We start from the raw sequence: 26,561 nt of genomic DNA, 5'->3' as shown, positions 1-26,561 counted from the left end.
TTTTTAGCCCTGGAGCGTGTTGAGTTCGTCTACGTTGATGCTGGACTTGTTGCGGAACAGCAGCACCAGGATGGCCAAGCCTATGGCCGATTCGGCCGCGGCGACGGTCAGGATGAAGAACACGAACACCTGGCCGGCCATGTCGTTCAGATAGTAGGAGAAGGCCACAAAATTCATGTTGACCGCCAGCAGCATGAGCTCGATGGCCATCAGCAGCACGATCAGGTTTTTGCGGTTCAGGAAGATGCCGATGACCGACAGCGCAAACAGCATCGCGCCCAGCGAAAGAAAATGTCCCAGGGTGAGCGTCATGCCTTCTTCTCCTCGGCGGCTGCGGGGGCCGCAACCACAACGGGTGCGGGCATCACGGATTTCATCTTGACCAGGCTCACGCGGTCAGCGCGCTTGACCCGGATCTGCTCTGAAGGATTCTGGTACTTGGAGTCTTTGCGCGCGCGCAGGGTCAGCGCGATGGCGGCAATGATGGCCACCAGCAGGATCACCGCAGCGACTTCCAACGGGTAGAGGTATTCTGAGTACAGCAGCTTGCCGAGCTCCTTGGTGTTGGAGACCTGCGCGCCTATCTGGCCCGCGGCGGTCGCGACTTTGGGTGGCTCACGAAAGCCGCCCATCAACACATAAGACATTTCCAGCGCGATGATGGCGCCGACGGAGCCGGCCAGAGGGAAATGTTTCCAGAAGCCCTTGCGCATGCTGTCGATGTTGATGTCCAGCATCATCACGACGAACAGGAAGAGCACCATCACGGCGCCCACATAGACGAGCACCAGCGTGATGGCAAGGAACTCTGCCTTGAGGAGGATCCAGACGGCGGACGCCTGGAAGAACGCCAGCACGAGGTAAAGCGCCGCATGCACCGGGTTGCGCGCGGTAATCACCTTGAATGCAGCAAACAGCAGCACCGCGGCGAAAACGTAAAAAAGACCTGTTTTAGCGTCCATGTTCTTGTGGATTCTTTCTTGGGCCAGCGGCTTGGGATTCAGCGGTACTTGGCATCTGCCGCGCGGTTCGCGGCGATTTCGGATTCATACCGGTCGCCCACGGCCAGCAGCATCTCTTTGGTGAAATACAGGTCGCCGCGTTTTTCGCCGTGGTATTCAAAGATGTGGGTCTCGACGATGGAGTCGACCGGGCAGCTCTCTTCGCAGAAACCGCAGAAGATGCATTTGGTCAGGTCGATGTCGTAGCGCGAGGTGCGGCGGCTGCCGTCTTCACGCACGTCGGACTCAATGGTGATGGCCAGCGCCGGGCAAACCGCTTCGCAGAGCTTGCAGGCGATGCAGCGCTCTTCGCCGTTTTCATAGCGGCGCAGCGCATGCAGGCCGCGAAAACGCGGGCTCAGCGGGGTTTTTTCCTCAGGGAACTGGACCGTGATCTTGCGGCTGAACATGTACTTGCCGGTCAAGGCCATGCCCTTGAACAGCTCGGTGAGCATGAAGCTCGACGCAAAGTCTTTGATGGAAGCTACGGCACTCATGATGATTTCCTGCGCAACTGAGTCAGATAAGGGGTGCTCGCGAGAGGCTCTGCCCCAGCAGGGGCCGCGGAACCGGCTTTGCCGGGCCGCAGGCGCAGCGCCCCCTCGGGGGGCAGCGCATTACACGAAGTGAAAAGCGTGGGGGCCATGTCTACTTCCAGATGTTGTAGGGGGTCTGCATCCAGGCGCCAACGACCACCAGCCAGACCAGGGTCACGGGAATGAAAATCTTCCAGCCCAGGCGCATGATCTGGTCGTAACGAAAGCGCGGGAAGGTGGCGCGCACCCACAGGAACATGGTGACCACCACAAAGGTCTTGGCGCCCAGCCAGATCCAGCCGGGGATGAAGCTCAGGGCTTCGACGGGAGGCAGCCAGCCGCCGAGGAACAGCAGCACGGCCAGGATGGCAACCAGCCACATGTTGGCGTATTCGGCGAGGAAGAACATCGCGAAGGCCATGCCCGAGTACTCGACCATGTGGCCGGCCACGATTTCGGACTCGCCTTCGACAACGTCAAACGGGTGGCGATTCGTTTCGGCCAGGCCCGAGATGAAGTAGACGACAAAGATCGGCAGCAGCGGCAGCCAGTTCCAGGACAGGAAAGTCCAGCCCTTGCTTGCCAGCATGCCCTTGCCCTGGCTCATCACGATGTCGGTCATGTTCAGGCTGCCGGACACCATGAGCACCACCACCAGGCAAAAGCCCATGGCGATTTCATAGCTGACCATTTGCGCCGAGGCGCGCATGGCGCCGAGGAAGGCGTATTTGGAGTTGGAAGCCCAGCCCGCGATGATCACGCCATAGACCTCCAGCGAGGTGATGGCCATCAGGAACAGCAGGCCGGCATTGATGTTGGCCAGCGCGATCTCGGGCCCGAAGGGAATCACGGCCCAGGCGGCCAGGGCCGGCATGATGGTCATGATAGGGCCGAGCACGAACAGGCCCTTGCTGGCCGCCGTCGGAATGATGATTTCCTTGGTCAGCAGCTTGAGCGCATCGGCGATCGGCTGCAGCAGGCCGAAAGGCCCGACGCGGTTGGGCCCGAGGCGAATCTGGGTGAAGCCGATGGCCTTGCGCTCCCACAAGGTGAGGTAGGCTACGAGGCCCATCAGCGGCAGCAGAACACAGACGATCTTGATGAGCGTCCACAGCACAGGCCATACGGTGGCCGGCCAGATGCCGCCCATCAAACCCTGGCCGAAGGCGAAGATTCCATCAATCATGCCGTCACTCCTTCGAGCCTGGCTTCGAGGCCGGCCGCCTGGCGGGCATCCGCCGTCAGCTGCAGCGATGTGGCGCGCCTGACCAGCCCGTCGAGCTGGTAAATGCTGGCCACGGCAGGCGCCTGGGCGGGAGCCGCCGACAGGTCGACAGCGGCCTGGGTGCCGTTGCCGAGCTTGTCCGCGGGAAGCTGCGCCGCATCGGCGCCGGCGACCTGCTTGAGCACGTCCTGCGAGGACTCGAAATCAAAACCGGGCAAGTCCAGCAGGTTGGCCAGCACGCGCAGCACCTTCCAGGCCGGACGGGTATCGCCCAGCGGCTTGACGACGGCGTGGAAACCCTGCACACGGCCTTCGGCGTTCACAAAGGTGCCGGGGGTTTCGGTGAAAGGCGCGATCGGCAGCAGCACGTCGCTAAAAGCCATGTTGGCCTTGAAGGGGCTCAGCGTCACGACCATTTGCGCGGCGTTGAGCGTGGATTTGGCCCTGGCGCCCACGGCCGAGTCGAACTCGGGTTCGTTGTTGAGCAGGATCACGGCCTTGAGCTGGCCGTCCAGCATCTGGCCTGCGTTGAGGCCCTTGCCTGCCGGCAAGGCGCCGGCCAGCTGGGCGCCCACGGTGTTGGCGGCTTCCGTGAGGTAACCCACGGTGGCGCCGGTCTGCACGGCGATCCAGTTGGCAAGCGCCAGCAGGCTGGAGGCCTTGGCGTGGTGCGCCGCGGCATTGCCCAGCAGGATGGCTTTGCGCTCACCACCCAGCAGGGACTTGGCGATGGCCTTGGCGGCATCGGTGGCATTGCCGGCTGCGGGCGCAGCGACGCCCTTGTCGGCGGCAATCGCGGCAGCCACATCGGCCAGGGCCTGGACCCAGGCTTCAGGCGCCGTTAGCAGGGTGTTGGCGACGGGCATAGCCCACGCGTCGGCGCTTGCCAGTTCGGCGGCGGAGTTGATGGTGCTCAGCGCCCCGCCCTTGCGAACGGCCTGGCGTATGCGCTGCGCGAACAGCGGGTGGTCCTTGCGCAGGTTGGAGCCAACCACCAGCACGCGCTGCAGCTGCGACAGCGAAGCGATGGAGGTGCCTAGCCAGCGGATGGCCGAAGGCGCGGCGAACTCGGCGTTGCGCAGGCGGTAATCGATGTTCTCGCTGCCCAGGCCGCGCATCAATGAGGCGGCCAGGTAGAGCTCTTCGAGCGTGCTGTGCGGGCTGGCCAGGGTGCCGATGCTGTTGGCGCCGTGGTCGACCTTGATCTGCTTGAGGCCGTTGGCCACGTATTCGAGCGCGGTCTGCCAGTCGACGGCTTTCCATTCACCGCCCTGCTTGAGCATGGGGCTGGTCAGGCGCTCGTCGCCGTTGAGGGCTTCGTACGAGAAGCGGTCGCGGTCGGCGATCCAGCATTCGTTGACGTCTTCATTTTCGAGCGGCACGACGCGCATGACCTTGTTGCTCTTGACCTGGACGATCAGGTTGGCGCCGGTCGAATCGTGCGGGCTGACCGACTTGCGGCGCGACAGTTCCCAGGTGCGGGCGCTGTAGCGGAAAGGCTTGCTGGTCAGCGCGCCGACCGGGCAGATATCGATCATGTTGCCGGACAGCTCGGAGTCCACCGACATGCCGACGAAGGTTTCGATCTCGGCGTGCTCGCCGCGGTGCGACATGCCGAGTTCCATCACGCCGGCCACTTCCTGGCCGAAGCGCACGCAGCGCGTGCAATGGATGCAGCGGCTCATCTCCTGCATGGAGATCAGCGGGCCGACGTCCTTGTGGAAGACCACGCGCTTTTCTTCTTCGTAGCGCGATTCGCTGCCGCCGTAGCCGACAGCCAGGTCCTGCAACTGGCACTCGCCGCCCTGGTCGCAGATCGGGCAGTCCAGCGGGTGGTTGATCAGCAGGAACTCCATCACGCCCTTCTGGGCCTTGATGGCTTTATCGTTCTTGGTGCGCACGATCATGCCCTGGGTGACGGGCGTGGCGCAGGCCGGCATGGGCTTGGGCGCCTTCTCCACGTCGACCAGGCACATGCGGCAGTTGGCGGCAATGCTGAGCTTCTTGTGATAGCAAAAGTGCGGAATGTAGGTGCCGGCTTTTTCAGCCGCATGCATCACCGTGCTGCCCTCAAGCACTTCCACCTTCTGACCGTCGAGTTCTATTTCAACCATATTTTTTCTTTCCGGGACTCAGGCTTGCGCGGCGGCCGAAGCCTGGGATGCGGGAGCCTGGTGGGCTGGCGTCTTGATCATGGCTTCAAACTCATGGCGGAAGTGCTTGATCATGGCGCGCACCGGCATGGCCGCAGCATCGCCGAGTGCGCAGATAGTGCGGCCCTGGATGTTGTCGGCCACCGAGTTGAGCAGGTCCATGTCGGTCTGCTTGCCGTGGCCGTTGTGGATGCGGTCCACGACGCGCCAGAGCCAGCCCGTGCCTTCGCGGCAAGGCGTGCATTGCCCGCAGGATTCGTGCATGTAGAAATAGGACAGGCGCTTGAGCGACTCGACCATGCAACGGCTGTCGTCCATCACGATCACCGCGCCCGAGCCCAGCATAGAGCCGGCCTTGGCGATGGAGTCGTAGTCCATGGTGCATTCCATCATGATGGAAGCCGGCAGCACGGGCGCCGAAGATCCGCCGGGAATCACGGCCTTGAGCGTGCGGCCCTTGCGCACGCCGCCGGCGAGTTCGAGCAGCTTGGAGAACGGCGTGCCCATGGGCACTTCGTAGTTGCCGGGCAACTCGACGTCGCCCGAGACCGAATAGATCTTGGTGCCGCCGTTGTTGGGCTTGCCGCATTCGAGGTAGGCCTGGCCGCCGTTGCGGATGATCCAGGGCACAGCCGCGAAGGTCTCGGTGTTGTTGATGGTGGTGGGCTTGCCGTAGAGGCCGAAGCTGGCCGGGAACGGCGGCTTGAAGCGCGGCTGGCCTTTTTTGCCTTCGAGCGATTCGAGCAGCGCGGTTTCTTCGCCGCAGATGTAGGCGCCGAAGCCGTGCGAAGCATGGAGCTGGAAGCTGAAGCCGCTGCCGAAGATGTTGTTGCCCAGCAGGCCGGCGGCGCGCGCTTCTTCCAGCGCTTCTTCAAAACGCTGATAGGTCGCGAAGATTTCGCCGTGGATGTAGTTGTAGCCGACGCTGATGCCCATGGCGTAGGCGGCGATCGCCATGCCTTCGATCACGCTGTGCGGGTTGTACTGCATGATGTCGCGGTCTTTGCAGGTGCCCGGCTCGCCCTCGTCCGAATTGCAGACCAGGTATTTCTGGCCCGGAAACTGGCGCGGCATGAAGCTCCACTTGAGCCCGGTCGGGAAACCCGCGCCGCCGCGGCCGCGCAGGCTGCCGGCCTTGACTTCAGCAATCACCTGGTCGGGCGTCATGCCCTCGCCGCCGTCCTGCTTGAGTATCTTGCGCAGGGCCTGGTAGCCGCCGCGGGCTTCATAGTCCTTGAGGCGCCAGTTGCTGCCGTCGAGGTCAGCGAGGATTTGCGGGTTGATGTGCCGGCCGTGGAAGCAGGTCTGCACGCCGGTGGCCGAGAACTGGGACAGCACGCTCTGCGCGGCTGCGCTGTTAGGAGTCAGGGGTGCGAGCGTCATGGTTGCTTTGCCTCGGCGGATTGAAGGCCTTCGATGAGCTGGTCCAGCTTCTCGTTGCTCATGAAGCTGCACATGGTGAGGTCATTGACGAGCATCACCGGGGAATCCGCGCAGGCGCCCAGGCATTCGGACTGCTGCAGCGTGAAAAGGCCGTCGGCGCTGGTCTCGCCCATGGCGATGCCGAGCTTGTGCTCCAGGTGCTTGAGCGCCTTGGCGCCGTCGCGCAGCTGGCAAGGCAGGTTGGTGCAGACGTTGAGTTTGTACTTGCCAACGGGGCGCTGGTTGTACATGTTGTAGAAGGTGGTGACTTCGTGCACGGCGATCGGCGCCATGCCGAGGTATTCGGCCACGACCTTCTCGCTTTCGGCGCTGACGTAGCCGTGCTCTTCCTGCAGGATGGTCAGGCAGGCCATGACGGCCGACTGTTTCTGGTCCGCGGGGTATTTGGCGACTTCGCGGTCGAAGCGCGCTCTGGTTTGTTCAGAAATCATGGGGACTACCGGTCAATTTCACCGAACACAATATCCATGGTGCCGATCACGGCGACGGCGTCGGCGATCATGTGGCCGCGCGACATTTCGTCCATGGCCGCGAGGTGCGGGAAACCCGGCGGACGGATCTTCAGGCGATAGGGCTTGTTGGCGCCGTCGCTGACGATGTAGATGCCGAACTCGCCCTTGGGGTGCTCGACCGCCGCATAGGCTTCGCCTTCGGGCACATGGAAGCCTTCGGTGAAGAGCTTGAAGTGGTGGATCAGCTCTTCCATGTTGGACTTCATGGATTCGCGGTCCGGCGCGGCGACCTTGTGGTTGCTGGTGATCACGGGGCCGGGGTTCACGCGCAGCCAGTCGACGCACTGCTTGATGATGCGGTTGGACTGGCGCATCTCTTCGACGCGGACCAGGTAGCGGTCGTAGCAGTCGCCGGTCTTGCCGACCGGGATGTCGAAGTCCATCTTGTCGTAGACGTCGTAGGGCTGCTGCTTGCGCAGGTCCCAGGCGAAACCCGAGCCGCGGAGCATGGGACCGGTAAAGCCGAGGTTCAGGGCGCGCTCGGGCGAGACGACGCCGACACCGACGGTGCGCTGCTTCCAGATGCGGTTGTCGGTCAGCAGGGTTTCGTATTCGTCGACGTAACCGGGGAACTTGTTGGTGAAGTCCTCGATGAAGTCGAGCAGCGAGCCCTGGCGGTTTTCGTTGAGCGCAGCAATGGCCTTGGCGTTCTTGACCTTGCTGACGCGATACTGCGGCATGCTGTCGGGCAGGTCGCGGTAGACGCCGCCCGGACGGAAGTAGGCCGCGTGCATGCGCGCGCCGGAGACGGCCTCGTACATGTCGAACAGCGCCTCGCGCTCGCGGAAGCAGTAAATCAGGATGTTCATCGCGCCGCAGTCGAAACCGTGCGCGCCCAGCCACAGCAGGTGGTTGAGCAGGCGCGTGATTTCGGCGTACATCACGCGGATGTATTGCGCGCGCACCGGCACGTCGACGCCCAGCAGCTTCTCGATGGCCAGGCAGTAGGCCTGCTCGTTGGACATCATGGAAACGTAATCCAGCCTGTCCATATAGGGCAGCGACTGGATGTAGGTCTTGCTTTCGGCGAGTTTTTCGGTGGCGCGGTGCAGCAGGCCGATGTGCGGATCGGCGCGCTGGATCACTTCGCCGTCAAGCTCTAGCACCAGGCGCAGCACGCCGTGCGCTGCGGGATGCTGCGGTCCAAAGTTGAGCGTGTAGTTTTTGATTTCAGCCATGTGGGTATCTCTTGCCGGCGCTGCTTATTGCAGGCCGCCGTAGTTGTCTTCACGGATCACACGAGGAGTGATCTCACGCGGCTCGATGGTGACCGGCTGGTAAATCACGCGCTTCTGCTCGGGGTCGTAACGCATCTCGACGTGGCCAGAGGTCGGGAAGTCCTTACGGAAAGGATGGCCGATGAAACCGTAATCGGTCAGGATGCGGCGCAGGTCGTTGTGGCCTTCAAAGATGATGCCGTAGAGGTCGAAGGCCTCGCGCTCGAACCAGTTGGCCGAGTTCCAGATGCCGTTGAGCGAATCCACCACGGGGAAATCGTCATCAGGGCAGAACACCTTGAGGCGCACGCGCTGGTTGAGGCTGACCGACAGCAGGTGCGACACCACGCAGTAGCGCAGGCCGTCGTACTGGCCGTCCCGGTATTCGGAATAGTCGACGCCGCAGAGATCGATCAGTTGCTCGAAGCGGCAGCCGGGCGCATCGCGCAGCGTGGTGGCGGCCGCGAGGTAGTCGGCGGCGGAGACCGTGAGGGTAATTTCACCCAGCGCAGTCTTCAGGCTTTTGACCTTGTCGCCGAGGACGGCATGAATCGTTTCGGCGAGTTGCTCCATGGACACGGGAGAAGAGGACATGCCTTATGCCCTCGCAATCGTGTTGGTGCGGCGGATTTTCTGCTGCAGCTGGATGATGCCGTACATCAGCGCTTCGGCCGTGGGCGGGCAGCCGGGCACGTAGACGTCCACCGGCACGATGCGGTCGCAGCCGCGCACCACGGAATAGCTGTAGTGGTAGTAGCCGCCGCCGTTGGCGCAGGAGCCCATGGACAGCACCCAGCGCGGCTCGGACATCTGGTCGTAGACCTTGCGCAGGGCCGGGCCCATCTTGTTGCACAGCGTGCCGGCCACGATCATCAGGTCGGACTGGCGCGGGCTGGGGCGGAACAACATGCCGAAGCGGTCGAGGTCGTAGCGCGCCGCGCCCGCATGCATCATCTCGACGGCGCAGCAGGCCAGGCCGAATGTCATGGGCCAGAGCGAACCCGTCTTGGCCCAATTCACCACCGAGTCGTAACTCGTGGTCATGAAGCCTTCGTTGAAAACACCTTCAAGTGACATACCCGTACCTTTGTGGCGAGACCCGCCTAGAGAACCCTCGGGATTCTTAGCTTCTTATTCCCAGTCCAGCGCACCCTTTTTCCACTCGTAGACAAAGCCCACGACCAGAATGCCCAGGAAAATCATGACCGACCAGAAACCGACGGGGCCGATTTCCTTGAGCGCCACGGCCCAGGGAAAGAGGAAGGCGATTTCGAGGTCAAACAGAATGAAGAGGATGGCGACCAAGTAGTAGCGCACATCGAATTTCATGCGGGCATCTTCGAAAGCCTCGAAGCCGCATTCGTAAGGGGAATTTTTTTCGCTGTCGGGGCGCACGGGGCCCAACAAACGCCCCAGGACCTGGGGCACCACGCCGACACCCACACCGACCAGAATGAACAGGAGAACAGGAAGGTATTGATCGAGGTTCATCGTGGATTCAACTTCTGAAAAGCCACCTGCGCGGTTTGTTCAGCTTGCCGTTTAAGGCGACAGCATCGCCGGAGCGCTGCTGCCGATGCTTGTTCTGGTGCGGACGGCGAGACTCGAACTCGCACACCTTTCGGCACTACCCCCTCAAGATAGCGTGTCTACCAATTTCACCACGTCCGCGGTATTTAACTGACTGGATGGCATGAGGAAACCTTGCGGTTTTGGCTTTCCAGGCAGTCATAGAGTTTACCCTGAAATACCGCCTCCCCCGACGAGAGGCGGCAGCAAAAACACGTTATTTCGTCGGGATTTGCGCGGCGCCCGATGCGGCGGGCGCGGGTGCCGCTGGAACCGCGGCGCTGCCGCTCGCGGGTGCCGTGGTCGCGGGAATTTGGGCCGCGCCGGAAGCCGCGCCGGCGGGTGCCGGTGCACTCACCCCAGTGCCTTCCAGGACGCTGGAACCACTGCGCGGCAGCGAGCTGCCGCCGAAGTAAGCAAGCAGCAAGGTGCATGCAAAAAACAGCGCCGCGAGGACACCGGTGGTGCGCGACAGGAAGTTCGCGCTGCCGCTGGCGCCGAACAGGCTGCCCGAGCCGCCGCTGCCGAACGCCGCGCCCATGTCGGCGCCCTTGCCGTGCTGCACCAGGATCAGGCCAATCATGCCGAGCGCCGACAGCATTTGCACGGCGAGGACAATGGTCAATACTACGTTCATATCTACTCCTAAATTAATAGCGTTCTGCGCTCGTTACTTGCGGGCTGCAGCAATAATGGTCAAAAAATCGGGGGCTTTGAGCGAGGCGCCGCCAATCAGGCCGCCGTCGATGTCGGGCTGAGCCAGCAGCGTTGCCGCATTGGCAGCGTTCATGCTGCCGCCGTACAGGATTTTCACACGCGCGAACTGGTCCGTGGCGGCCTTCAACTGGGCGCGCAGCACCGCGTGCACGGCCTGAGCCTCTTCGGGTGACGCGGTCTTGCCGGTGCCTATGGCCCACACGGGTTCATAGGCCACGACGATTTCGCTGATGCAGTGGCCGTTGGTGTGGATCACCGCGGCCAGCTGGCGCTTGACGACTTCTTCGGTGTGGCCGGCCTCACGCTCGGCCAGCGTCTCGCCCACACAGACGATGGGCGTGATGCCCGATGCCAGCGCGGCTTTGGCTTTTTCGGCCACCAGCGCATCGCTTTCGCCGTGGTACTGGCGGCGCTCCGAATGGCCGACGATGGCAAAGCGGCAGCCGAAATCCTTGAGCATGGCGGCGCTCACCTCACCCGTGTAAGCACCCGAAGCTTGCGCCGAGACATCCTGCGCGCCCAGTTCGATGGACGCGAGGCCGGCCTGCGCGGAGTGCATAGCCTGCACCTGCGCCAGATAAGGCGCGGGAACGCAGACCGCCACTTCGCAAGCGGCAGGCGCGGCGGCCAGGCCTTGCGACAGTGCGTCCAGCAGGGCCGCGTTGGCGGCCAGGCTGCCGTTCATCTTCCAGTTTCCCGCAATGAGTTTTTTCATCTTTGGCTCACCAGGTCAAAACAATTTTGCCGATATGTGAATTCGACTCCATCAGCGCATGGGCTTTGGCCGCATCGGCCGCCGCAAATGTGCTGTGGATGACGGGCTTGATCCGGCCCGCCGCAAGCAGGGGCCAGACTTTTTCCTTCAGCGCTTTTGCAATCGCCGCCTTGAACTCGATGGAACGCGGACGCAAGGTTGAACCGGTGATGGTCAGGCGCTTGCGCAGCACCAGGCCGGCATTGAGCTCGGCCTTGACGCCGCCTTGCACCGCGATGATGACGAGGCGGCCGTCTTCGGCCAGGCACTCGACTTCACGCGCCACGTAGCTGCCGGCCACCATATCGAGAATGACGTTGACGCCCTGCCCTTGGGTCAGCTTTTTCACCTCTTCGGCAAAGTCGCTGTCCTTGTAGTTGATGGCGTGGTCAGCCCCCAGGGCGATGCAGGCCGCGCACTTGTCGTCACTACCGGCCGTGACCAGCACCGTGGCGCCCATGGCCTTGGCGATCTGGATGGCGGTGACGCCGATGCCGCTCGAGCCACCCTGGATCAGCAGGGTTTCACCCGGCTGCAGGTGGGCGCGCTCGAACACATTGCTCCAGACCGTGAAGAAGGTCTCGGGCAGCGAAGCCGCTTCGATGTCGCTGAGGCCCTCAGGCACCGGCAGGCATTGCCCAACGGGCGCGATGCACAGTTCGGCATACCCTCCGCCCGCCACCAGCGCGCAGACACGGTCGCCGGGCTTGAGGCCGGCAGCGGCCATAGCTTTCGCATCGCCGGAGACGATCACGCCGGCCACTTCAAGGCCCGGGATGTCGGACGCGCCCGGCGGCACGGGGTAGTTCCCCATACGTTGCAGCACGTCGGGGCGGTTCACGCCGCTGGCGCTCACGCGAATCACCACCTCTCCGGCGCCGCCGGTGGGTTCCGGGCGGACGCCCAGACGCAACACCTCGGGCGCGCCGTAGGAGGTAATTTCAACAGCTTTCATGGGGTATGCAGTTCATTTGCACCGCCGGCGCCCGATGCACGGGTGCCGGCGGCAGCAAAATCCGTCGCAGGAAGGATCAGCCGCGGTCCTGGTCCTGGGCCGGACGGTCCAGCAAGGCCTTCATCGACAGCTTGACGCGGCCTTTTTCGTCGGTCTCAAGAACCTTGACCTTGACGATCTGGCCTTCGCTCAGGTAGTCGGTGACCTTCTCGACGCGCTCGTGGGCGATCTGGCTGATGTGCAGCAGGCCGTCCTTGCCGGGCAGCAGGTTGATCAGGGCGCCGAAGTCCAGGATCTTGGTGACCGGGCCTTCGTAGACCTTGCCGATTTCGACTTCAGCGGTGATCTCGGCGATGCGGCGCTTGGCCTCGTCGGCCTTGGCGCTGTCGTTCGAGGCGATGGTGATGGTGCCGTCTTCCTCGATGTTGATCTGCGTGCCGGTTTCTTCGGTCAGCGCGCGGATGACGGCGCCGCCCTTGCCGATCACGTCGCGGATCTTCTCGGGGTTGATCTTCATGACGTAGAGGCGCGGCGCGAAGTCGGAGACTTCAGCCTTGGCCTCGCCCATGGCTTCCTGCATCTTGCCCAGGATGTGCATGCGGGCTTCCTTGGCCTGGGCCAGCGCGACCTGCATGATTTCCTTGGTGATGCCCTGGATCTTGATGTCCATCTGCAGCGCGGTGATACCGAAGGTAGTGCCCGCAACCTTGAAGTCCATGTCGCCCAGGTGATCTTCATCGCCCAGGATGTCGGTCAGCACGGCGAAGCGGTTGTCTTCCTTGATCAGGCCCATGGCGATGCCGGCCACGTGGGCCTTCATCGGCACGCCGGCGTCCATCAGCGACAGGCAGCCGCCGCAGACCGAAGCCATCGACGAGGAGCCGTTGGACTCGGTGATTTCAGACACCACGCGCATGGTGTACGGGAATTCTTCCTTCGTGGGCAGCACGGCGATCAGTGCGCGCTTGGCCAGGCGGCCGTGGCCGATTTCGCGGCGTTTCGGGCTGCCGACGCGGCCGGTTTCGCCGGTGGCGAACGGAGGCATGTTGTAGTGCAGCATGAAGCGGTCTTCGTAGTCGCCGGACAGCGCGTCGATGCGCTGCGCGTCGCGCTCGGTGCCCAGCGTGGTCACGACCAGCGCCTGGGTTTCGCCGCGCGTGAACAGGGCCGAGCCGTGGGTACGGGGCAGCACGCTGTTGCGGATTTCAATCGCGCGCACGGTGCGCGTGTCGCGGCCGTCGATGCGGGGTTCGCCGGCCAGGATCTGGCTGCGCACGATCTTGGCTTCGATGTCGAACAGCATGCCTTCAACGGCCACGCCGTCGAATTCCACACCGTCGGCCTTGAGTGCCGCCATGACGTCGGAGGTCACCACGCGGCAGGCTTGCGTACGGGCTTGCTTGGCGCGGATCTGGTAAGCGGCTTGCAGCTTGGCGCCGGCGAGTTCGTTGACCTTGGCGATCAGCGGCTCGTTCTTGGGGGGGGCTTTCCAGTCCCAGACCGGCTTGCCGGCGTCGCGCACGAGTTCATGGATCGCGTTGATGGCGATGTTGCCCTGCTCATGGCCGAACACCACGGCGCCGAGCATGATTTCTTCGGACAGCTGCTGGGCTTCGGACTCGACCATCAGCACGGCGGCTTCGGTGCCGGCCACGACGAGGTCCATCTTCGAATCCTTGAGCTGGGTCTTGCCGGGGTTCAGCACGTACTGGCCGTCGATGTAGGCCACGCGCGCGGCGCCTATGGGGCCGTTGAACGGGATGCCGGAGATCGACAGGGCGGCGCTTGAGGCGATCAGCGCGGGAATGTCGCCTTCGACTTCAGGGTTCAACGACAGTACGTGGATCACGACCTGCACTTCGTTGAAGAAGCCTTCGGGGAACAGCGGGCGGATCGGGCGGTCGATCAGGCGGGAGGTCAGCGTTTCGAATTCGCTGGGACGGCCTTCGCGCTTGAAGAAGCTGCCGGGAATGCGGCCGGCGGCATAGGTTTTCTCAAGGTAGTCGACGGTCAGGGGGAAGAAGTCCTGGCCGGGCTTGGCGTCGGTCTTGGCGACCACGGTGGCCAGCACCACGGTGCCGTCCATGTCAACGACGACGGCGCCGCTGGACTGGCGGGCGATTTCGCCGGTTTCCATCGTGACCTTGTGCTGGCCCCACTGGAAGGATTTGGTGACTTTGTTGAAAATGCTCATGTTCTTATCTCCACTAAATTCACACGCTTGAGGCAGCGCGGGAGGCCCGGAGCGGCGGCTGGCTGAACACGATGCCATTCCACAAAATGCCTGGGATCAGCGGTCTGACCGGGGCTTTTTTTGTGGAATGACACAGCGCGTGCTCGTTTTGCCTTGCTCCGAAGTAAAAAGCGCCTGAGCTAGTGAACTAACTCAGGCGCTTTCAAATCGTTTTTACCGATTACTTGCGCAGGCCAAGCTTGGCGATCAGCGCGGTGTAACGGTCGGCGTCTTTGGACTTCAGGTAGTCCAGCAACTTGCGGCGGCGGCTCACCATGCGCAGCAGGCCGCGGCGGCCGTGGTGATCCTTGGCGTTGGCCTTGAAATGGGGGGTCAGTTCGTTGATGCGGCCGGTCAGCAGCGCCACTTGAACTTCAGGGCTGCCGGTGTCGCCGGCGGCACGTGCGTTGGCCTGAACGATTTCGGCCTTGATTGATTTTGCAATCATGTTTTCTCTTTCTTGCACCGAGGTGCGCTTGCGAGCGAAGCAGCGTTCCCGACATGGGACTTGAATAAACCGCTTTCGTCGTGTTCCGGCAAGCAAAAAGCCAAAAATGGCCTCAAACTGCGCAGAGCCTTGGATTATAGCCGGAGAACCAGGTTACGGTCCAAGCCAGCGTTCCAGCCGTTCCACCCCCTGCCCCAGCCTGGCCACATCCTGGCTGGCGAAACACCAGCGCAACCAGCCCTGAGCTTCGGGCCCAGGATTGACCATGAAGGCATTTCCGGGCGCCAGGCCCAGGCCGGCCTCCACGACCAGGCGTTTGGCGGTCTCCAGGGAGTCGCCGAAGCGGGCTTGGTCTTCCAGGCGGAAAAAGGCGTACATACCGCCCTTGGCCGGGGCCAGTTGCACGCCCGGCACAGCCTGCAGCAGCGGCACCAGGGTGTCGCGGCAGGTTCTGAGGTGGGCCACCACGCGCGGCGTGATGTCGGCCGTGCGCTCAATAGCCACCTGCCCGGCCCGCTGCACAAACACCGGCGCGCAGGAGGTGTTGAACTCCACCAGCTTGCCCATGTGCGGCGTCATGGCGGCCGGCATCACCAGCCAGCCCAGGCGCCAGCCGGTCATCAAAAAGCTCTTGGAGAAGCTGTGAACCACCACCAGGCGGTCCTCAGGCGCCGCAATGTCCAGGAAACTCGGCGCACAGCCATTCGGGGTGGGCTCGTAATACAGCCGTTCGTAGACCTCGTCGGCCAGTATCCAGGTGCCGGTTTTGCGGCAGTGCGCCAGGATGGCTTCCTGCTCGGCGCGCGCCAGGGTCCAGCCCGTGGGGTTGTTGGGCGCGTTGACGATCAGCAGCTTGGTCGCCGGCGTGATGGCGGCCAGCAATTCGGCCAGGTCGAGCCGCCATTCGCCCGACACCGGCCTGAGGCTGACGCATTTGACCCGTGCGCCCATGATGGCCGGCTGGGCCGTCAGGTTGGGCCAGACCGGCGTCACCGCCACCACCTCGTCACCCGCATCGACCAGCGCCTGGACGGCCAGCATCAGCGCATTGACGCCGCCCGACGTGACCGCGATGCGTTCGGCCGTGATCGGCGCGGCGCCCGGGCAGCGCAGGCCCGTGGCATAGCCCGCAATCGCGTCGCGCAGCTCGGGCAGGCCCAGGTTGTGGGCGTAAAAGGTCTCGCCCTGCTGCAGCGAGGCGGCCGCCGCGTCACGGATAAAGGCCGGTGTGACCTCGTCACTCTCGCCAAACCAGAACTTGAGCACGTCGCTGCGCCCCATGCCCGCATTGGCGACCTGGCGGATCATCGACTCTTCAAGGTTTAAAACGGCCTGTCTCATGGAAATGTTCGATCTGCCTGCCGGCGTCAGTCAATAAGAAAAGGAATAAAAGCTCAGGGCCGGACCATCTTGCAGCTGCTGGGCTGCTCGGCCCGCTCGGGCGAGATCGTCTTGATGACGCGAAAGCCGTAACCTGAGCCTTCCACGTCGAACTTCACGCCCGGCGAGCCCTGCTTGCCCATCAGCGCCACCAGCAGCGGTTGCTGGAACTGGTGGTCCAGCGCACGCATCGCGCCCTGATGGCCCGCGAAAGTGACGGCGCCGCGCTCCAGCTGCGCCGCCAAAGCGCCGGCCTCGGCGCTGCCGGCCTTGTCCAGGCTTTGGGCCAGTGCCTCAACCATCAGCTGCATGCGCATGTGCACATAGTCGTCCTGCGGTTTGGGGAAACGCTGGCGGAAGGACTGGTAAAAGGCCTCGGACTGCGCACCCGCCTCGTTCGGGAACCAGTCGGCCACGGCCACCACCTTGCCCACGCCGGCATCGCCCAGCGCGCCCGGCACGCCCAGCGCATTGCCGTAGAAGGTGTAGAACTTGCCCTCGTAGCCCACTTCCTTGGCGGCCTTGATCAGCAAGGTCAGGTCGTTGCCCCAATTGCCGGTGAGCACCGCCTGCGCGCCGCTGGCCTTGATCTTCACGGCATAGGGGATGAAATCCTTGACGCGGCCCAGCGCGTGCAGCTCGTCGCCCACGATCTGCACATCGGGACGCTGGGTGGCCAGCTGCTTGCGCGCCTCGCGCAGCACTGCCTGGCCGAAGCTGTAGTCCTGGCCGATCAGGTAAATGCTTTTGAGCGCCCTGTCGTCCTTGAGCACGTCCATGAGCGCCGCCATGCGCATGTCGGCGTGCGCGTCAAAACGGAAGTGCCAGTAGCTGCATTTTTCGTTCGTCAGGACGGGGTCGACCGCCGAGTAGTTCAGGAACAGCACGCGTTTTTTCGGCTCGCGCTCGTTGTGTTTGTTGATGGCGTCGATCAGCACCGCCGCGATGGCCGACGAATTGCCCTGCGCGATGATGGTCACGCCGTCGTCGATCGCCGAGCGCAAGGCCGCCAGCGCTTCTTCGTTCTGGCCCTTGCTGTCGTAGCGCTCGACCACCAGGTTGCGCGGCCCGCCGGCCAGCTTGACGCCGCCGCGCGCGTTGACGCGCTCGGTGGCCCAGACCAGGTTGCGGAACACCGCTTCGCCGGTGTTGGCGAAGGCGCCCGACAGGCTTTCGATGAGCGCGATGCGAACCGGCGGCTGGCCGGCGGTTTGCGCGCCGGCCCCCACGCAGGCGCAGAGACATAGGGCCATGAACAGGCGTTTCAAGTGTTTGTGCATAAAAAAATAGATCCCTGCTTTCGCTTGATTTCGCTTGAATAAAACGGCGGCACACCTAACTGGTGTGCATGCGGCAATCACGGTGAACGCCGCGCAGTGTAAGGGGAAACCGCCCCTTGTTAACCCATCAAGGAATCGCCATGTTTTACTCTCTCGCCAACCGCCCCGCTCGCGCCCTTCATCGCCACTATGCACCCGTCGTGAGCAACGGCGCACTCGAAAAATTCCTCAACGACACCTTCACCTCGCTCTCCGACACCGGCGCCGCCAAAGCTGCCAGCGTGGAAGACCTTGAGAAGGCCTACAGCCTGCAGCTCGACGTCCCCGGCCTGGCCCGCGAACAACTGGATATCGGCATCGAAGGCGACGTGGTCCGCGTGTCCAGCAAGGAAGATGCTCCCCGCAAGATCAAGGCTGCCTGGCGCTTCCCGCTGGAAATCGACACCGCGAACAGCAGCGCCAAGCTTGAGAACGGCGTGCTGACCCTGACGCTGGGCAAGAAAGTCCCGGTGAGCAACGTCACCCACCTCGACATTCAGTAATCGAAGCACCCCGGGTTGCGGGCGGCACGGCTCAGGCCGGTTCCGCCTGCAATTCAGCAAGATTCCAGCGCGGCTTCACGTCAAAGGTGTAGCTGCGCTTTAGCGCTTCAAGCCCGGCTTGCAAGCGCATGCCCGCAGCCAGCGCGATCATGGCGCCGTTGTCGGTGCACAAATGCAGTTCGGGGTAATGCACGCGAATGCCGCGCTGCTTGCACACCGCATTGAGCTGGCTGCGCAGCAGCGCATTGGCCCCAACGCCGCCGGCCACCACCAGCCGCTTGAGCCCGGTTTGCGCCATGGCGGCCAGTGATTTTTTGACCAGCACTTCAACGATGGCCGCCTGCGTGGCCGCAGCCAGGTCAGCCTTGCGGCTTTCCAGTTCCGGCCCCAACTTTTTGGCCTGCGTCAGCACGGCGGTCTTGAGCCCGGCAAACGAAAAATCCAGGTCCCCGCTGTGCAGCAAGGGCCGCGGCAGCTTGAAAGCCGCGCCGTCGCCCCCCTCGGCCAGCTTCGACAGGTGCGGGCCGCCCGGGTAAGGCAGGCCCATGAGCTTGGCCGACTTGTCAAAGGCTTCGCCGGCCGCGTCGTCAATGGTTTCGCCCAGCAGCTCGTAGCTGCCAACACGGTCCACCCGCATCAGTTGCGTGTGCCCGCCGGAGACCAGCAAGGCCACAAAAGGAAACTCGGGCGCATCAGCGCTCAGGAAAGGCGACAGCAGGTGGCCTTCCAGGTGGTGCACACCCATGGCCGGCTTGCCCAACGCCGCCGCCAGCGAACAGGCCACACCGGCCCCCACCAGCAGTGCCCCCGCAAGGCCGGGCCCGCGCGTGTAAGCCACCACGTCGACCTGCGCCAGGCTGCTGCCCGCCTCGGCCATGACCTGGTGCGTCAGGGGCAAGACGCGCCGGATGTGGTCCCGGCTCGCCAGCTCAGGCACCACACCGCCATAAGCCTGGTGCATGTCGATCTGGCTGAACAAGGCATGCGACAACAGGCGCGGCACAGCGCTGCCGCTGGCATCCACCAGCGCCACACCGGTTTCATCACAACTCGATTCGATTCCAAGAACTAACATCATTCGAGTGTAAGGTTTAGAAGAATCACCCTCCCCCGTCCAGGCTCACTACGTGTAGCCCGTTCCCCCCTTAAGGGGGCGGCGCCTGGGGCCGGCAAAGCCGGACCCGCGGCCCCCACTGGTGAAATACCCCCTACTGGTTATGCCCACTGAATTCTTAAACCCAGCTCGAGCCGCGGAACCGGCTTCGCCGGGCCGCAGGCGGGCGGCCCCCTCGGGGGGCAGCGACCCACACGAAGTGGGGGAGCGTGGGGGCACGTTTCTTGCACTTACGGCTCCATGACACCGTCCCAATCCCTGCGCCTTGTCATCATCGCCCCGGACCTGCTGGAGTCCGTATCCGATGACGCCCATGCGCGGGAGCTGGCCGAGCGCTCGCGCCAGTTGCGCATCGGCCTGCTGGAAAACGGTTACAACATCGTCGCGGTACTCCCGGCGGACACCTTCCTGGACGAGCGCCTGGCGCAGCTGCAGCCCGACATGATCATCGTGGACGCCGAAAGCGAAGCCCGCGACTCCCTGGAGCACGTGGTGATGGCGACGCGGGACGCCCGCCGGCCCATTGTGCTGTTCACCAATGACAACGACACCAGCCACGTCAAGGACGCCGTCGCCGCCGGCGTGTCAGCCTATGTGGTGGCCGGCCTGTCCCCGGACCGCATCCGTCCCATCCTGGACGTGGCCATGGCGCGCTTTGAGCACGAGCAGGGCCTGCGCAAGGAACTGGCGCACGCCAAGACCGAGCTGCACGAGCGCAAGGTCATAGACCGGGCCAAGGGCATGCTGATGCAGCGCCAGGGTCTCTCGGAGCAGGCCGCCTACGAAAAGCTGCGCAAGGCCGCCATGGACAAGGGCCTGCGCCTGGGCGAGGTGGCCCAGCGCATGCTGGACGTCCTGGACCTGCTGGGCTGATCCGCCGGCCGGATCACCCCAGGCACCCTCAATTGGTGCAGCGCACAAATCAGGTGCACCTATCGGGATCCACATCGCGGCGCTTCGCCCATGTGAGGTTTTTTTCAGGGAGTGCGTGATTGCAAGCACAAGAAGACTTCCCTGGCATCTCCACTCTCTAGAACAACTCTTTTGGCAACGTTGGCCAACCCTGGCACAGCTTTTGCAATGCCCTAGGCACTGGTCAATGATGGCCATCCGGCACAGCACTTCAACGGCGAAGTGTGTGGTGCCCCAAGGAACAAAGGCGTTCGCACCCTGCATCACGTTTGACGTGGCTGCCCGGGTCGAGCGCCTTTTTTGTTTTTGTCTTTTGCTTTTTTACCTGGAGCCGACACATGACTGAACTGCTGAAATCTTCGCTGACACGCCGCACCGTGCTGCAGGCCGCGGCCGTGGGCGCCGTGGGCATCAACCCCGCCCTGCGCGCCGCCGTGTATGCGCAGGGATCGGACGCGCCCGAGAAAAAGGAAGTCAAGATCGGCTTCATTCCCCTGACCGACTGCGCCTCGGTGGTGATGGCCTCGGTGCTGGGCATAGACCAGAAATACGGCGTCAAGATCATCCCGACCAAGGAAGCCAGCTGGGCCGGCGTGCGCGACAAGCTAGTCAACGGCGAACTGGATTTCGCCCACGTGCTTTACGGCCTGGTCTACGGCGTGCACATGGGCACGGCCGGCCCCAAGAAGGACATGGCCGTGCTGATGACGCTCAACAACAACGGCCAGGCCATCACGCTGTCGAAGAAGCTCGCCGACAAGGGCGCTGTCGACGGCGCGGGCCTGGCCAAGCTCATGGCCAGCGACAAGCGCGAATACACCTTCGCCCAGACCTTTCCCACCGGCACGCACGCCATGTGGCTGTACTACTGGCTGGCCGCCAACGGCATCAACCCGATGAAGGACGCCAAGGTCATCACCGTGCCGCCGCCGCAGATGGTGGCCAATATGCGCGTGGGCAATATGGACGGCTTCTGCGTGGGCGAGCCCTGGGGCCACCGCGCCATCATCGACGGCATAGGCGTGACCGCAGTGACCACCCAGGACGTCTGGAAGGATCATCCCGAAAAAGTGCTGGGCACCACCGCCGACTTCGTCAAGAAATACCCCAACACCGCGCGCGCCGTCACCGCCGCCATCATCGAGGCCGGCAAATGGATTGACGCCAGCCTCTCCAACAAGAACAAGATGGCCGAGACCGTGGCCGACAAGAGCTACGTCAACACCAGCGTCGACGCCATCAACCAGCGCATCCTGGGCCGCTACCAGAACGGCATGGGCAAGACCTGGGACGACCCCAACTACATGAAGTTCTACAACGACGGCGCGGTGAGCTTCCCGTACCTCTCCGACGGCATGTGGTTCCTCACGCAGCACAAGCGCTGGGGCCTGATCAAGGAGCATCCCGACTACCTGGGCATTGCCAAGCAGATCAACCACATCGACGTCTACAAGCAGGCAGCCACGGCCGCCAAGGCCAGCGTTCCCAAGGAGATCATGCGCAGCAGCAAGCTGATGGACGGCACGGTCTGGGACGGCAAGGACCCGAAAAAGTACGCCGACAGCTTCAAGGTTCACGCCTAGCCCCGCGCCCCGCCACCCGCCCACCGAACCTTCCACCCCACGCAAAGAGGTCACGCCATGGTCAGTGCCGTATTCCACAGCCCGCTCGAGGCCGCGCCCGCGGCCCGCGGCGGCGACAAAGCCCGAGCCCGGGATACCGGCGCCCTTCCATCGGCGCCCGCCGCCAACGACATGACAAATCCCATCACCCCTTCCCCCGCAGTGCAGGCGGCCGCCGCTACCCCGCCGGCGCGCGCGCCCTGGGACGCCTCGTTTCTCTGGCTGGCCCTGCTGCCGCCGGTGCTGGGCCTGGGCCTGCTGGTGCTGGTGTGGGAGCTGGTCTTCATGGGCACGGGCGGCAGCATTCCTTCGCCCAAGGACACCTTCGCGCAGGCGGTTCAGATCTTCAGCGACCCCTTCTACAGCAAAGGCCCCAACGACCAGGGCGTGGGCTGGAACGTGCTGTCCTCGCTCAAACGCGTGGCCATGGGCTTCGGCATGGCGGCCGTCGTCGGCATTCCGGTCGGTTTCATGATCGGGCGCTTCAACTTTTTGAGCCGCATGTTCAACCCGCTGATCAGCCTGCTGCGCCCGGTCTCGCCGCTGGCCTGGCTGCCGATAGGCCTGCTGGTCTTCAAGGGCGCCAACCCGGCCGCCATCTGGACCATCTTCATCTGCTCCATCTGGCCCATGATCATCAACACCGCCGTCGGCGTGCAGCGCGTGCCGCAGGACTACATGAACGTGGCGCGCGTGCTCAACCTCAGCGAATGGAAGATCGTCACGAAAATCCTCTTCCCCGCCGTGCTGCCCTACATGCTGACCGGCGTGCGCCTGGCCGTCGGCACCGCCTGGCTGGTGATCGTCGCGGCCGAGATGCTGACCGGCGGCGTCGGTATCGGCTTCTGGGTCTGGGACGAGTGGAACAACCTCAACGTCAAGAACATCATCATCGCGATCTTCGTGATCGGCATCGTCGGCCTGGTGCTGGAGTTCGCCCTGATCAAGCTGGCCACGGCCTTCACGTTTGAAGAAGTCAAGAACTGATCTCGAAAGGAACCAAGCCATGACATCCTTCACCACCAAGTACATCGAGATCCAGGGCGTCGAGCAGACCTTCAAGACCCGCAAAGGGCCGTTCCGTGCGCTGCAGAACATCAACCTGACGGTCGCCAAGGGCGAGTTCGTCGCGCTGATCGGCCATTCGGGCTGCGGCAAGTCCACGCTGCTGAACCTGATCGCCGGCCTGACGACGCCCACCGAAGGCAGCCTGCTGTGCGCCAACCGTGAGATCGCCGGGCCCGGGCCCGAGCGCGCCGTGGTGTTCCAGAACCATTCGCTGCTGCCCTGGCTGACCTGCTTTGAAAATGTCTACCTGGCCGTCGAGCGCGTCTTCTCGGCGACTGAAAACAAAGCCCAACTCAAGGCCCGCACCGATGCCGCGCTGGCCATGGTCGGGCTGACCGCGGCGGCGCAAAAGCGCCCGGGCGAAATATCGGGCGGCATGAAGCAGCGCGTCGGCATCGCGCGCGCGCTGTCCATGGAGCCCAAGGTGCTGCTGCTCGACGAGCCCTTCGGCGCGCTGGACGCGCTGACCCGCGCCAAGCTGCAGGACGAGCTGCTGCAGATCGTGGCGACCACGCAGAGCACGGTGGTGATGGTGACCCATGACGTCGACGAGGCGGTGCTGCTCTCGGACCGCATCGTGATGATGACCAACGGCCCCTCGGCCACGATCGGCGAAATCCTGCAGGTCGAACTGCCGCGGCCCCGCTCGCGCGTGGCGCTGGCCGAGGACATCCGCTACCTGGGCTACCGCAAGGCCGTGATCGATTTTCTCTACACACGCCAGGGCCACGTCGAAAAAGCGGCCTGACAGAGCCCACGGGAACCCGCGCCGCGTAAGGGCGCGGCGACCGCCACAAAAAAACGCATAGGGAGGGTTTCCATGTCTGCTGTTTTGCCTGTTCGAGGCGCCGACAGAATCGTTGTCCCCCAGGGCACGCGCACCGCGCCTTCGCAAGGCCTTGCCTCGCTCGGAAAGTACCGCGAAATCATCATCGCGGTCGCCTTCTTCCTGCTGTTCGACCTCGGGGTGCTGGTCCTGAACTTCTACACCTCGTTCAAGATCGACCAGGACACCGTGGCCATCAACCTCTCGGGGCGCCAGCGCGTCGTCTCGCAACGCGTCGCGCGCACCCTGCTGGAGCTTGACGCCATGCGCGTCTCGGGCGCAGCCTACAAGCCCGAAACCCTGGCGGAGCTGCGCGCGGGCGCCAAAATCTTCCAGGTGTCGCAACTGGCGTTTCGCGATGGCGGCACCATTCCGGGCGGCGACGGCAAGCCGGTCTACCTGGAGCCCGTGGTGTCCAGCCGCGGCCGTGAGCTCGAGGAAAAGGTGGAGCTGGTCTGGAAGCCCTACTTCGCCCTGCTCCAGCCGCTGCTGGCCGGCGACAACTTCACGCAGCAGGAGCTGGCCGCCGCGCTGGCCTACAGCCAGGCCCACAACATCCAGCTGCTGGGCGCGGCCAACGACTTCGTGACCGAAACGCAGCAGATTGGCGCATCGCGCGCCAGCGTGCTGCGCATGGTGCAGACCGGCGGCATCGTGCTGGCCCTGCTGAATTTTGCCTTCATCCTGTTCAAGTTCCTGAGGCGCCTGAAAATCTCCGACGCCGCGATTGAAGCGGCGACCGAGGAAACCCGTGAAATCCTCACCAGCGTCCGTGAAGGCCTGTTCCTGCTGACGCCGGGGCACCAGCTCGGCTCCCAACTGTCCCTTTCGACCCACGCGCTGTTCGGCAAGACGTTGGCGCCGGGTCAGAATTTCTTCGAGGTGCTGTCCACGCTGGTGTCCGCCAAAGCCCTGACCGATGCGCGCGACTATGTCGAGCTGCTGTTCTCGCCGCATGTGAAGGAGCAACTGGTCCAGGGCATCAACCCGCTCTCCGAAGTCGAGCTCACCGTCAGGAACCGGCTGGGCCAGGACACGGCCCGCTACCTGTCCTTTCACTTCAATCGGGTGCAGGACGGCGCCGCCGTGCGGCACCTGCTGGTCACCGTGCAGGACATCACGCAGAAGGTCGAACTTCAGGCCAGGCTGGCCGGCGAGCGCCAGCGCTCGCAAAAAGAGCTGTCCATGATGCTCAAGGCCTTCGAGACCGAGCCGGCCATGATGCGGGCCTTTGTCGAACGCGCCGAAGCCTCGCTGCTGGAAGTCAACGACCTGCTGCGCAGCACCTCTTCGGCGGCCTCCGAAGTCCAGGTGCTCAAGGCCGTGGACGGCGCCTACCGCCGCATCCACGCCTTCAAGGGCGACGCCGCTTCCCTGGGCCTGGAAATCCTGGCCACGCTGGCGCACCAGTTTGAGAGCGAACTGCAAAAACTCAAGGACACCGGGGCGGCCACCGGCGATGCCCTGCTGGCCCTGCCGCTGCCGCTGGAAGACCTGCTGTCCAAGGTAGGGGCCTTCAAGGCCCTGAGCCGCAAGCGCTCGGGCGACAGCGCGCCGTCCGGCGCAGGCGACTCGCCCCAGGGGCTGCATGCGGCGCTCGCGCAACTGGCGGCCGAGGTGGCCGCTGACTGCGGCAAACGCGTGAACACCGACCTGCGCATGGCCGGCGCGCCTGAAATACCGCGGGCCAAGATGGACCTGGTGCGCGAGATCGCCATCCAGCTGCTGCGCAACGCCGTGGTGCACGGCGTGGAAACGCCCGCCGCGCGGCAGGTCGCCGGCAAGGCCGCCGAGGGACAGGTCAGCGTGGCGCTGGGCCCGGACGAGGCCGGGCAGTGGCAGCTCACCGTTCGCGATGACGGCGCCGGCCTGAGCGCCGGCGACGTGCGGCGCCGCCTGCTGGAACTGGGCTGGTACAGCGCCGAGCAGTTGCAGAGCTTCAGCGACAAGCAGATCGTCGCGAACATCTTCAAGCCCGGGTTCTCCACCGCCGACGGAACGTCCCGGCATGCCGGCCGCGGCGTCGGCCTGGACCTGGTGCAAGCCAACGTGCAGAGCCTGGGCGCGCGCCTGCTGTTGTCCAGCACGCCCGGCCAGCACACCGAGTTCCGGGTCGTGTTTTCCTGAGGCCGCATGACATGACCCACATCCAAAACCCACCTCAATCGCAAAAGGAGGCTCACCATGCGACTGCTGATTGTTGACGACTCCAACATGATCCGCACGCGCATCTCGCGCGTGGTGCAAAACGGCGGCATCAAGGGCATCGTGCTCGCGGGCCTGGCCAAAAACGGCCACGAAGCCGTTCGGCTGGCCCGGGCCACGCGGCCCGAAGTCGTCACCATGGACCTGACCATGCCCGAGATGGACGGCATCGAATGCATTTCCGCGCTGCTCAAGCTGGACCCGACGGTCAAGATCCTGGTGGTCAGCGCGCTCAGCGACAAATCGACGGCCATCCAGGCGCTCAAACTGGGCGCGCGCGGCTTTGTCGCCAAACCTTTCACCGATGAAGAGCTGCAGATGGCATTGCTCGACATCGCCGACATGCGTTAAGGAAGACCGCCGTGGCCACACTCAACGAAACCGACCTCAAGCTGTTTGTCGATTCGATCCGGCATTACCTGAAAGTCACGACCCGGCAGGAGCCGCAGATCACCTCGGCCTACCTCGGCACGGGCGATATCGAAGGCTTTGAATTCAACGGCATCGTGGCTTTTTCAGGCAGCCACAACGGCCATGTGATGGTCTCCATGCCGGGCAAGCTGGTGCGCGAGATTTTGCTGCTGCAGCATGAGACCGACCTCAGCGACGGCAACCTGCTGGACGCGGTGGGCGAGATCGCCAACACGCTGGCCGGCAACGCGCGAAAGGCCCTGGGGTCCGAGCTGCAGATCTCGGTGCCGGTCAAGATGCAGGGCACGCAGGGCATGAAAGCCCGGGTGCGCACCCGCCCCTATGTCATCACCCTGCGCTGGAACCACTATTCGGCCATGGTGTGTGTCGATATGGACCGCAAGAACTGAATACCCGCCAGGGCCTGCCAGGGCGGCC

General features: G+C 63.8%; 27 protein-coding genes and 1 tRNA gene. 8 read left to right on the top strand and 20 right to left on the bottom strand.

Annotated features, from left to right (window positions below; all coding sequences use genetic code 11):
- Positions 1–3: 3 nt before the first annotated feature.
- The 19 genes from nuoK to AC1D0O_RS18315 all read right to left on the bottom strand — a co-directional run bounded on the left by nuoK (position 4) and on the right by AC1D0O_RS18315 (position 17,423).
- Positions 4–312 carry an NADH-quinone oxidoreductase subunit NuoK gene (gene nuoK, locus AC1D0O_RS18405; RefSeq protein WP_007864437.1) on the bottom strand — a complete coding sequence of 103 codons (309 nt, stop codon included), beginning with the start codon at positions 310–312 and terminating at the stop codon, positions 4–6.
- Positions 309–962: an NADH-quinone oxidoreductase subunit J gene (locus AC1D0O_RS18400; protein WP_477654937.1), complete on the bottom strand. Its 654-nt coding sequence runs from the start codon at positions 960–962 to the stop codon at positions 309–311. Before AC1D0O_RS18400 ends, nuoK begins: the two co-directional genes overlap by 4 nt.
- Before the next feature lie 38 nt (positions 963–1,000).
- A complete protein-coding gene (gene nuoI / locus AC1D0O_RS18395) occupies positions 1,001–1,498 on the bottom strand; it encodes an NADH-quinone oxidoreductase subunit NuoI (RefSeq protein WP_477654936.1) in 498 nt (165 codons plus the stop codon).
- A 151-nt stretch (positions 1,499–1,649) separates the two neighbouring features.
- On the bottom strand, positions 1,650–2,723 hold the full coding sequence (gene nuoH / locus AC1D0O_RS18390) for an NADH-quinone oxidoreductase subunit NuoH (RefSeq protein ID WP_477654935.1): 1,074 nt from the start codon (positions 2,721–2,723) through the stop codon (positions 1,650–1,652).
- Positions 2,720–4,876 (bottom strand): NADH-quinone oxidoreductase subunit NuoG, encoded by a 2,157-nt coding sequence (gene nuoG / locus AC1D0O_RS18385; RefSeq protein WP_477654934.1) that lies wholly within the window; start codon positions 4,874–4,876, stop codon positions 2,720–2,722. The genes nuoH and nuoG overlap by 4 nt, the downstream gene beginning before the upstream one ends.
- Before the next feature lie 18 nt (positions 4,877–4,894).
- Positions 4,895–6,298 (bottom strand): NADH-quinone oxidoreductase subunit NuoF, encoded by a 1,404-nt coding sequence (gene nuoF / locus AC1D0O_RS18380; protein ID WP_477654933.1) that lies wholly within the window; start codon positions 6,296–6,298, stop codon positions 4,895–4,897.
- Entirely contained in the window at positions 6,295–6,789 is a 495-nt protein-coding gene (nuoE, locus tag AC1D0O_RS18375; RefSeq protein WP_436155273.1) for an NADH-quinone oxidoreductase subunit NuoE, read from the bottom strand. Before nuoE ends, nuoF begins: the two co-directional genes overlap by 4 nt.
- Positions 6,790–6,794: 5 nt before the next feature.
- Positions 6,795–8,048 carry an NADH-quinone oxidoreductase subunit D gene (locus tag AC1D0O_RS18370; protein ID WP_436155274.1) on the bottom strand — a complete coding sequence of 418 codons (1,254 nt, stop codon included), beginning with the start codon at positions 8,046–8,048 and terminating at the stop codon, positions 6,795–6,797.
- Between the two features lie 24 nt (positions 8,049–8,072).
- On the bottom strand, positions 8,073–8,681 hold the full coding sequence (locus tag AC1D0O_RS18365) for an NADH-quinone oxidoreductase subunit C (RefSeq protein ID WP_436155275.1): 609 nt from the start codon (positions 8,679–8,681) through the stop codon (positions 8,073–8,075).
- A gap of 3 nt (positions 8,682–8,684) precedes the next feature.
- Positions 8,685–9,164, bottom strand: coding sequence for a NuoB/complex I 20 kDa subunit family protein (locus AC1D0O_RS18360; protein WP_007864469.1), 480 nt, complete (start codon positions 9,162–9,164; stop codon positions 8,685–8,687).
- 54 nt (positions 9,165–9,218) lie between these two features.
- Positions 9,219–9,578: an NADH-quinone oxidoreductase subunit A gene (locus AC1D0O_RS18355; protein WP_007864471.1), complete on the bottom strand. Its 360-nt coding sequence runs from the start codon at positions 9,576–9,578 to the stop codon at positions 9,219–9,221.
- Positions 9,579–9,673: 95 nt separating this feature from the next.
- Positions 9,674–9,758, bottom strand: a tRNA-Leu gene (locus AC1D0O_RS18350).
- Between the two features lie 115 nt (positions 9,759–9,873).
- Positions 9,874–10,293, bottom strand: a complete 420-nt coding sequence (secG, locus tag AC1D0O_RS18345; protein ID WP_477654932.1) for a preprotein translocase subunit SecG — start codon at positions 10,291–10,293, stop codon at positions 9,874–9,876.
- Between the two features lie 33 nt (positions 10,294–10,326).
- Entirely contained in the window at positions 10,327–11,088 is a 762-nt protein-coding gene (tpiA, locus tag AC1D0O_RS18340; RefSeq protein WP_477654931.1) for a triose-phosphate isomerase, read from the bottom strand.
- A gap of 7 nt (positions 11,089–11,095) precedes the next feature.
- On the bottom strand, positions 11,096–12,082 hold the full coding sequence (locus AC1D0O_RS18335) for an NAD(P)H-quinone oxidoreductase (protein ID WP_477654930.1): 987 nt from the start codon (positions 12,080–12,082) through the stop codon (positions 11,096–11,098).
- A 76-nt stretch (positions 12,083–12,158) separates the two neighbouring features.
- The gene (gene pnp, locus AC1D0O_RS18330; protein WP_477654929.1) at positions 12,159–14,276 is read right to left on the bottom strand and encodes a polyribonucleotide nucleotidyltransferase; all 2,118 of its coding nucleotides are present in this window, start codon (positions 14,274–14,276) and stop codon (positions 12,159–12,161) included.
- Positions 14,277–14,496: 220 nt separating this feature from the next.
- On the bottom strand, positions 14,497–14,763 hold the full coding sequence (rpsO, locus tag AC1D0O_RS18325; protein WP_436155280.1) for a 30S ribosomal protein S15: 267 nt from the start codon (positions 14,761–14,763) through the stop codon (positions 14,497–14,499).
- 153 nt (positions 14,764–14,916) lie between these two features.
- Positions 14,917–16,104, bottom strand: coding sequence for a pyridoxal phosphate-dependent aminotransferase (locus AC1D0O_RS18320; protein WP_477654928.1), 1,188 nt, complete (start codon positions 16,102–16,104; stop codon positions 14,917–14,919).
- 53 nt (positions 16,105–16,157) lie between these two features.
- On the bottom strand, positions 16,158–17,423 hold the full coding sequence (locus AC1D0O_RS18315; protein ID WP_477654927.1) for a branched-chain amino acid ABC transporter substrate-binding protein: 1,266 nt from the start codon (positions 17,421–17,423) through the stop codon (positions 16,158–16,160).
- Positions 17,424–17,563: 140 nt separating this feature from the next.
- On the opposite strand from AC1D0O_RS18315, the gene AC1D0O_RS18310 reads away from it, so the two are divergent.
- Complete coding sequence (locus tag AC1D0O_RS18310; RefSeq protein WP_477654926.1) at positions 17,564–17,965, top strand: Hsp20/alpha crystallin family protein; 402 nt, start codon at positions 17,564–17,566, stop codon at positions 17,963–17,965.
- A gap of 31 nt (positions 17,966–17,996) precedes the next feature.
- Here AC1D0O_RS18310 and tsaD read toward each other — a convergent pair whose 3' ends face one another.
- On the bottom strand, positions 17,997–19,040 hold the full coding sequence (tsaD, locus tag AC1D0O_RS18305; RefSeq protein ID WP_477654956.1) for a tRNA (adenosine(37)-N6)-threonylcarbamoyltransferase complex transferase subunit TsaD: 1,044 nt from the start codon (positions 19,038–19,040) through the stop codon (positions 17,997–17,999).
- A 279-nt stretch (positions 19,041–19,319) separates the two neighbouring features.
- Between tsaD and AC1D0O_RS18300 the strand changes: the two genes are divergently transcribed.
- From AC1D0O_RS18300 to AC1D0O_RS18270, 7 genes are all read left to right on the top strand, one after another.
- The gene (locus tag AC1D0O_RS18300; RefSeq protein WP_477654925.1) at positions 19,320–19,952 is read left to right on the top strand and encodes an ANTAR domain-containing response regulator; all 633 of its coding nucleotides are present in this window, start codon (positions 19,320–19,322) and stop codon (positions 19,950–19,952) included.
- A 377-nt stretch (positions 19,953–20,329) separates the two neighbouring features.
- Entirely contained in the window at positions 20,330–21,574 is a 1,245-nt protein-coding gene (locus AC1D0O_RS18295; protein WP_436155286.1) for a CmpA/NrtA family ABC transporter substrate-binding protein, read from the top strand.
- Positions 21,575–21,631: 57 nt separating this feature from the next.
- A complete protein-coding gene (gene ntrB, locus AC1D0O_RS18290) occupies positions 21,632–22,600 on the top strand; it encodes a nitrate ABC transporter permease (protein ID WP_477654924.1) in 969 nt (322 codons plus the stop codon).
- Positions 22,601–22,619: 19 nt separating this feature from the next.
- Complete coding sequence (locus AC1D0O_RS18285) at positions 22,620–23,429, top strand: ABC transporter ATP-binding protein (RefSeq protein WP_477654923.1); 810 nt, start codon at positions 22,620–22,622, stop codon at positions 23,427–23,429.
- 72 nt (positions 23,430–23,501) lie between these two features.
- A complete protein-coding gene (locus tag AC1D0O_RS18280; protein WP_477654922.1) occupies positions 23,502–25,634 on the top strand; it encodes an ATP-binding protein in 2,133 nt (710 codons plus the stop codon).
- 57 nt (positions 25,635–25,691) lie between these two features.
- Positions 25,692–26,063, top strand: coding sequence for a response regulator transcription factor (locus AC1D0O_RS18275; RefSeq protein WP_436155290.1), 372 nt, complete (start codon positions 25,692–25,694; stop codon positions 26,061–26,063).
- A gap of 11 nt (positions 26,064–26,074) precedes the next feature.
- Positions 26,075–26,533, top strand: a complete 459-nt coding sequence (locus tag AC1D0O_RS18270) for a chemotaxis protein CheX (RefSeq protein ID WP_477654921.1) — start codon at positions 26,075–26,077, stop codon at positions 26,531–26,533.
- Positions 26,534–26,561 lie beyond the last annotated feature (28 nt).

The sequence above is a fragment of the Polaromonas sp. P1_F2 genome (assembly GCF_056405735.1).
Note: the sequence above shows the minus strand (reverse complement) of the source record. Positions and strands in the feature narration are given on the sequence as shown.

Bases quoted from the DNA above. Each gene is read 5' to 3' on its own strand.
- pnp (WP_477654929.1), bottom strand. From the start codon at position 14,276: ATGAGCATTTTCAACAAAGTCACCAAATCCTTCCAGTGGGGCCAGCAC.
- AC1D0O_RS18280 (WP_477654922.1), top strand. From the start codon at position 23,502: ATGTCTGCTGTTTTGCCTGTTCGAGGCGCCGACAGAATCGTTGTCCCC.
- AC1D0O_RS18275 (WP_436155290.1), top strand. From the start codon at position 25,692: ATGCGACTGCTGATTGTTGACGACTCCAACATGATCCGCACGCGCATC.
- nuoF (WP_477654933.1), bottom strand. From the start codon at position 6,298: ATGACGCTCGCACCCCTGACTCCTAACAGCGCAGCCGCGCAGAGCGTG.
- ntrB (WP_477654924.1), top strand. From the start codon at position 21,632: ATGGTCAGTGCCGTATTCCACAGCCCGCTCGAGGCCGCGCCCGCGGCC.
- AC1D0O_RS18370 (WP_436155274.1), bottom strand. From the start codon at position 8,048: ATGGCTGAAATCAAAAACTACACGCTCAACTTTGGACCGCAGCATCCC.
- rpsO (WP_436155280.1), bottom strand. From the start codon at position 14,763: ATGATTGCAAAATCAATCAAGGCCGAAATCGTTCAGGCCAACGCACGT.
- tpiA (WP_477654931.1), bottom strand. From the start codon at position 11,088: ATGAAAAAACTCATTGCGGGAAACTGGAAGATGAACGGCAGCCTGGCC.
- nuoE (WP_436155273.1), bottom strand. From the start codon at position 6,789: ATGATTTCTGAACAAACCAGAGCGCGCTTCGACCGCGAAGTCGCCAAA.
- AC1D0O_RS18300 (WP_477654925.1), top strand. From the start codon at position 19,320: ATGACACCGTCCCAATCCCTGCGCCTTGTCATCATCGCCCCGGACCTG.
- tsaD (WP_477654956.1), bottom strand. From the start codon at position 19,040: ATGTTAGTTCTTGGAATCGAATCGAGTTGTGATGAAACCGGTGTGGCG.
- AC1D0O_RS18315 (WP_477654927.1), bottom strand. From the start codon at position 17,423: ATGCACAAACACTTGAAACGCCTGTTCATGGCCCTATGTCTCTGCGCC.
- AC1D0O_RS18360 (WP_007864469.1), bottom strand. From the start codon at position 9,164: ATGTCACTTGAAGGTGTTTTCAACGAAGGCTTCATGACCACGAGTTAC.
- AC1D0O_RS18335 (WP_477654930.1), bottom strand. From the start codon at position 12,082: ATGAAAGCTGTTGAAATTACCTCCTACGGCGCGCCCGAGGTGTTGCGT.
- secG (WP_477654932.1), bottom strand. From the start codon at position 10,293: ATGAACGTAGTATTGACCATTGTCCTCGCCGTGCAAATGCTGTCGGCG.
- nuoH (WP_477654935.1), bottom strand. From the start codon at position 2,723: ATGATTGATGGAATCTTCGCCTTCGGCCAGGGTTTGATGGGCGGCATC.
- nuoG (WP_477654934.1), bottom strand. From the start codon at position 4,876: ATGGTTGAAATAGAACTCGACGGTCAGAAGGTGGAAGTGCTTGAGGGC.
- AC1D0O_RS18400 (WP_477654937.1), bottom strand. From the start codon at position 962: ATGGACGCTAAAACAGGTCTTTTTTACGTTTTCGCCGCGGTGCTGCTG.
- AC1D0O_RS18355 (WP_007864471.1), bottom strand. From the start codon at position 9,578: ATGAACCTCGATCAATACCTTCCTGTTCTCCTGTTCATTCTGGTCGGT.
- nuoI (WP_477654936.1), bottom strand. From the start codon at position 1,498: ATGAGTGCCGTAGCTTCCATCAAAGACTTTGCGTCGAGCTTCATGCTC.
- AC1D0O_RS18285 (WP_477654923.1), top strand. From the start codon at position 22,620: ATGACATCCTTCACCACCAAGTACATCGAGATCCAGGGCGTCGAGCAG.
- nuoK (WP_007864437.1), bottom strand. From the start codon at position 312: ATGACGCTCACCCTGGGACATTTTCTTTCGCTGGGCGCGATGCTGTTT.
- AC1D0O_RS18320 (WP_477654928.1), bottom strand. From the start codon at position 16,104: ATGAGACAGGCCGTTTTAAACCTTGAAGAGTCGATGATCCGCCAGGTC.
- AC1D0O_RS18295 (WP_436155286.1), top strand. From the start codon at position 20,330: ATGACTGAACTGCTGAAATCTTCGCTGACACGCCGCACCGTGCTGCAG.
- AC1D0O_RS18310 (WP_477654926.1), top strand. From the start codon at position 17,564: ATGTTTTACTCTCTCGCCAACCGCCCCGCTCGCGCCCTTCATCGCCAC.
- AC1D0O_RS18365 (WP_436155275.1), bottom strand. From the start codon at position 8,681: ATGTCCTCTTCTCCCGTGTCCATGGAGCAACTCGCCGAAACGATTCAT.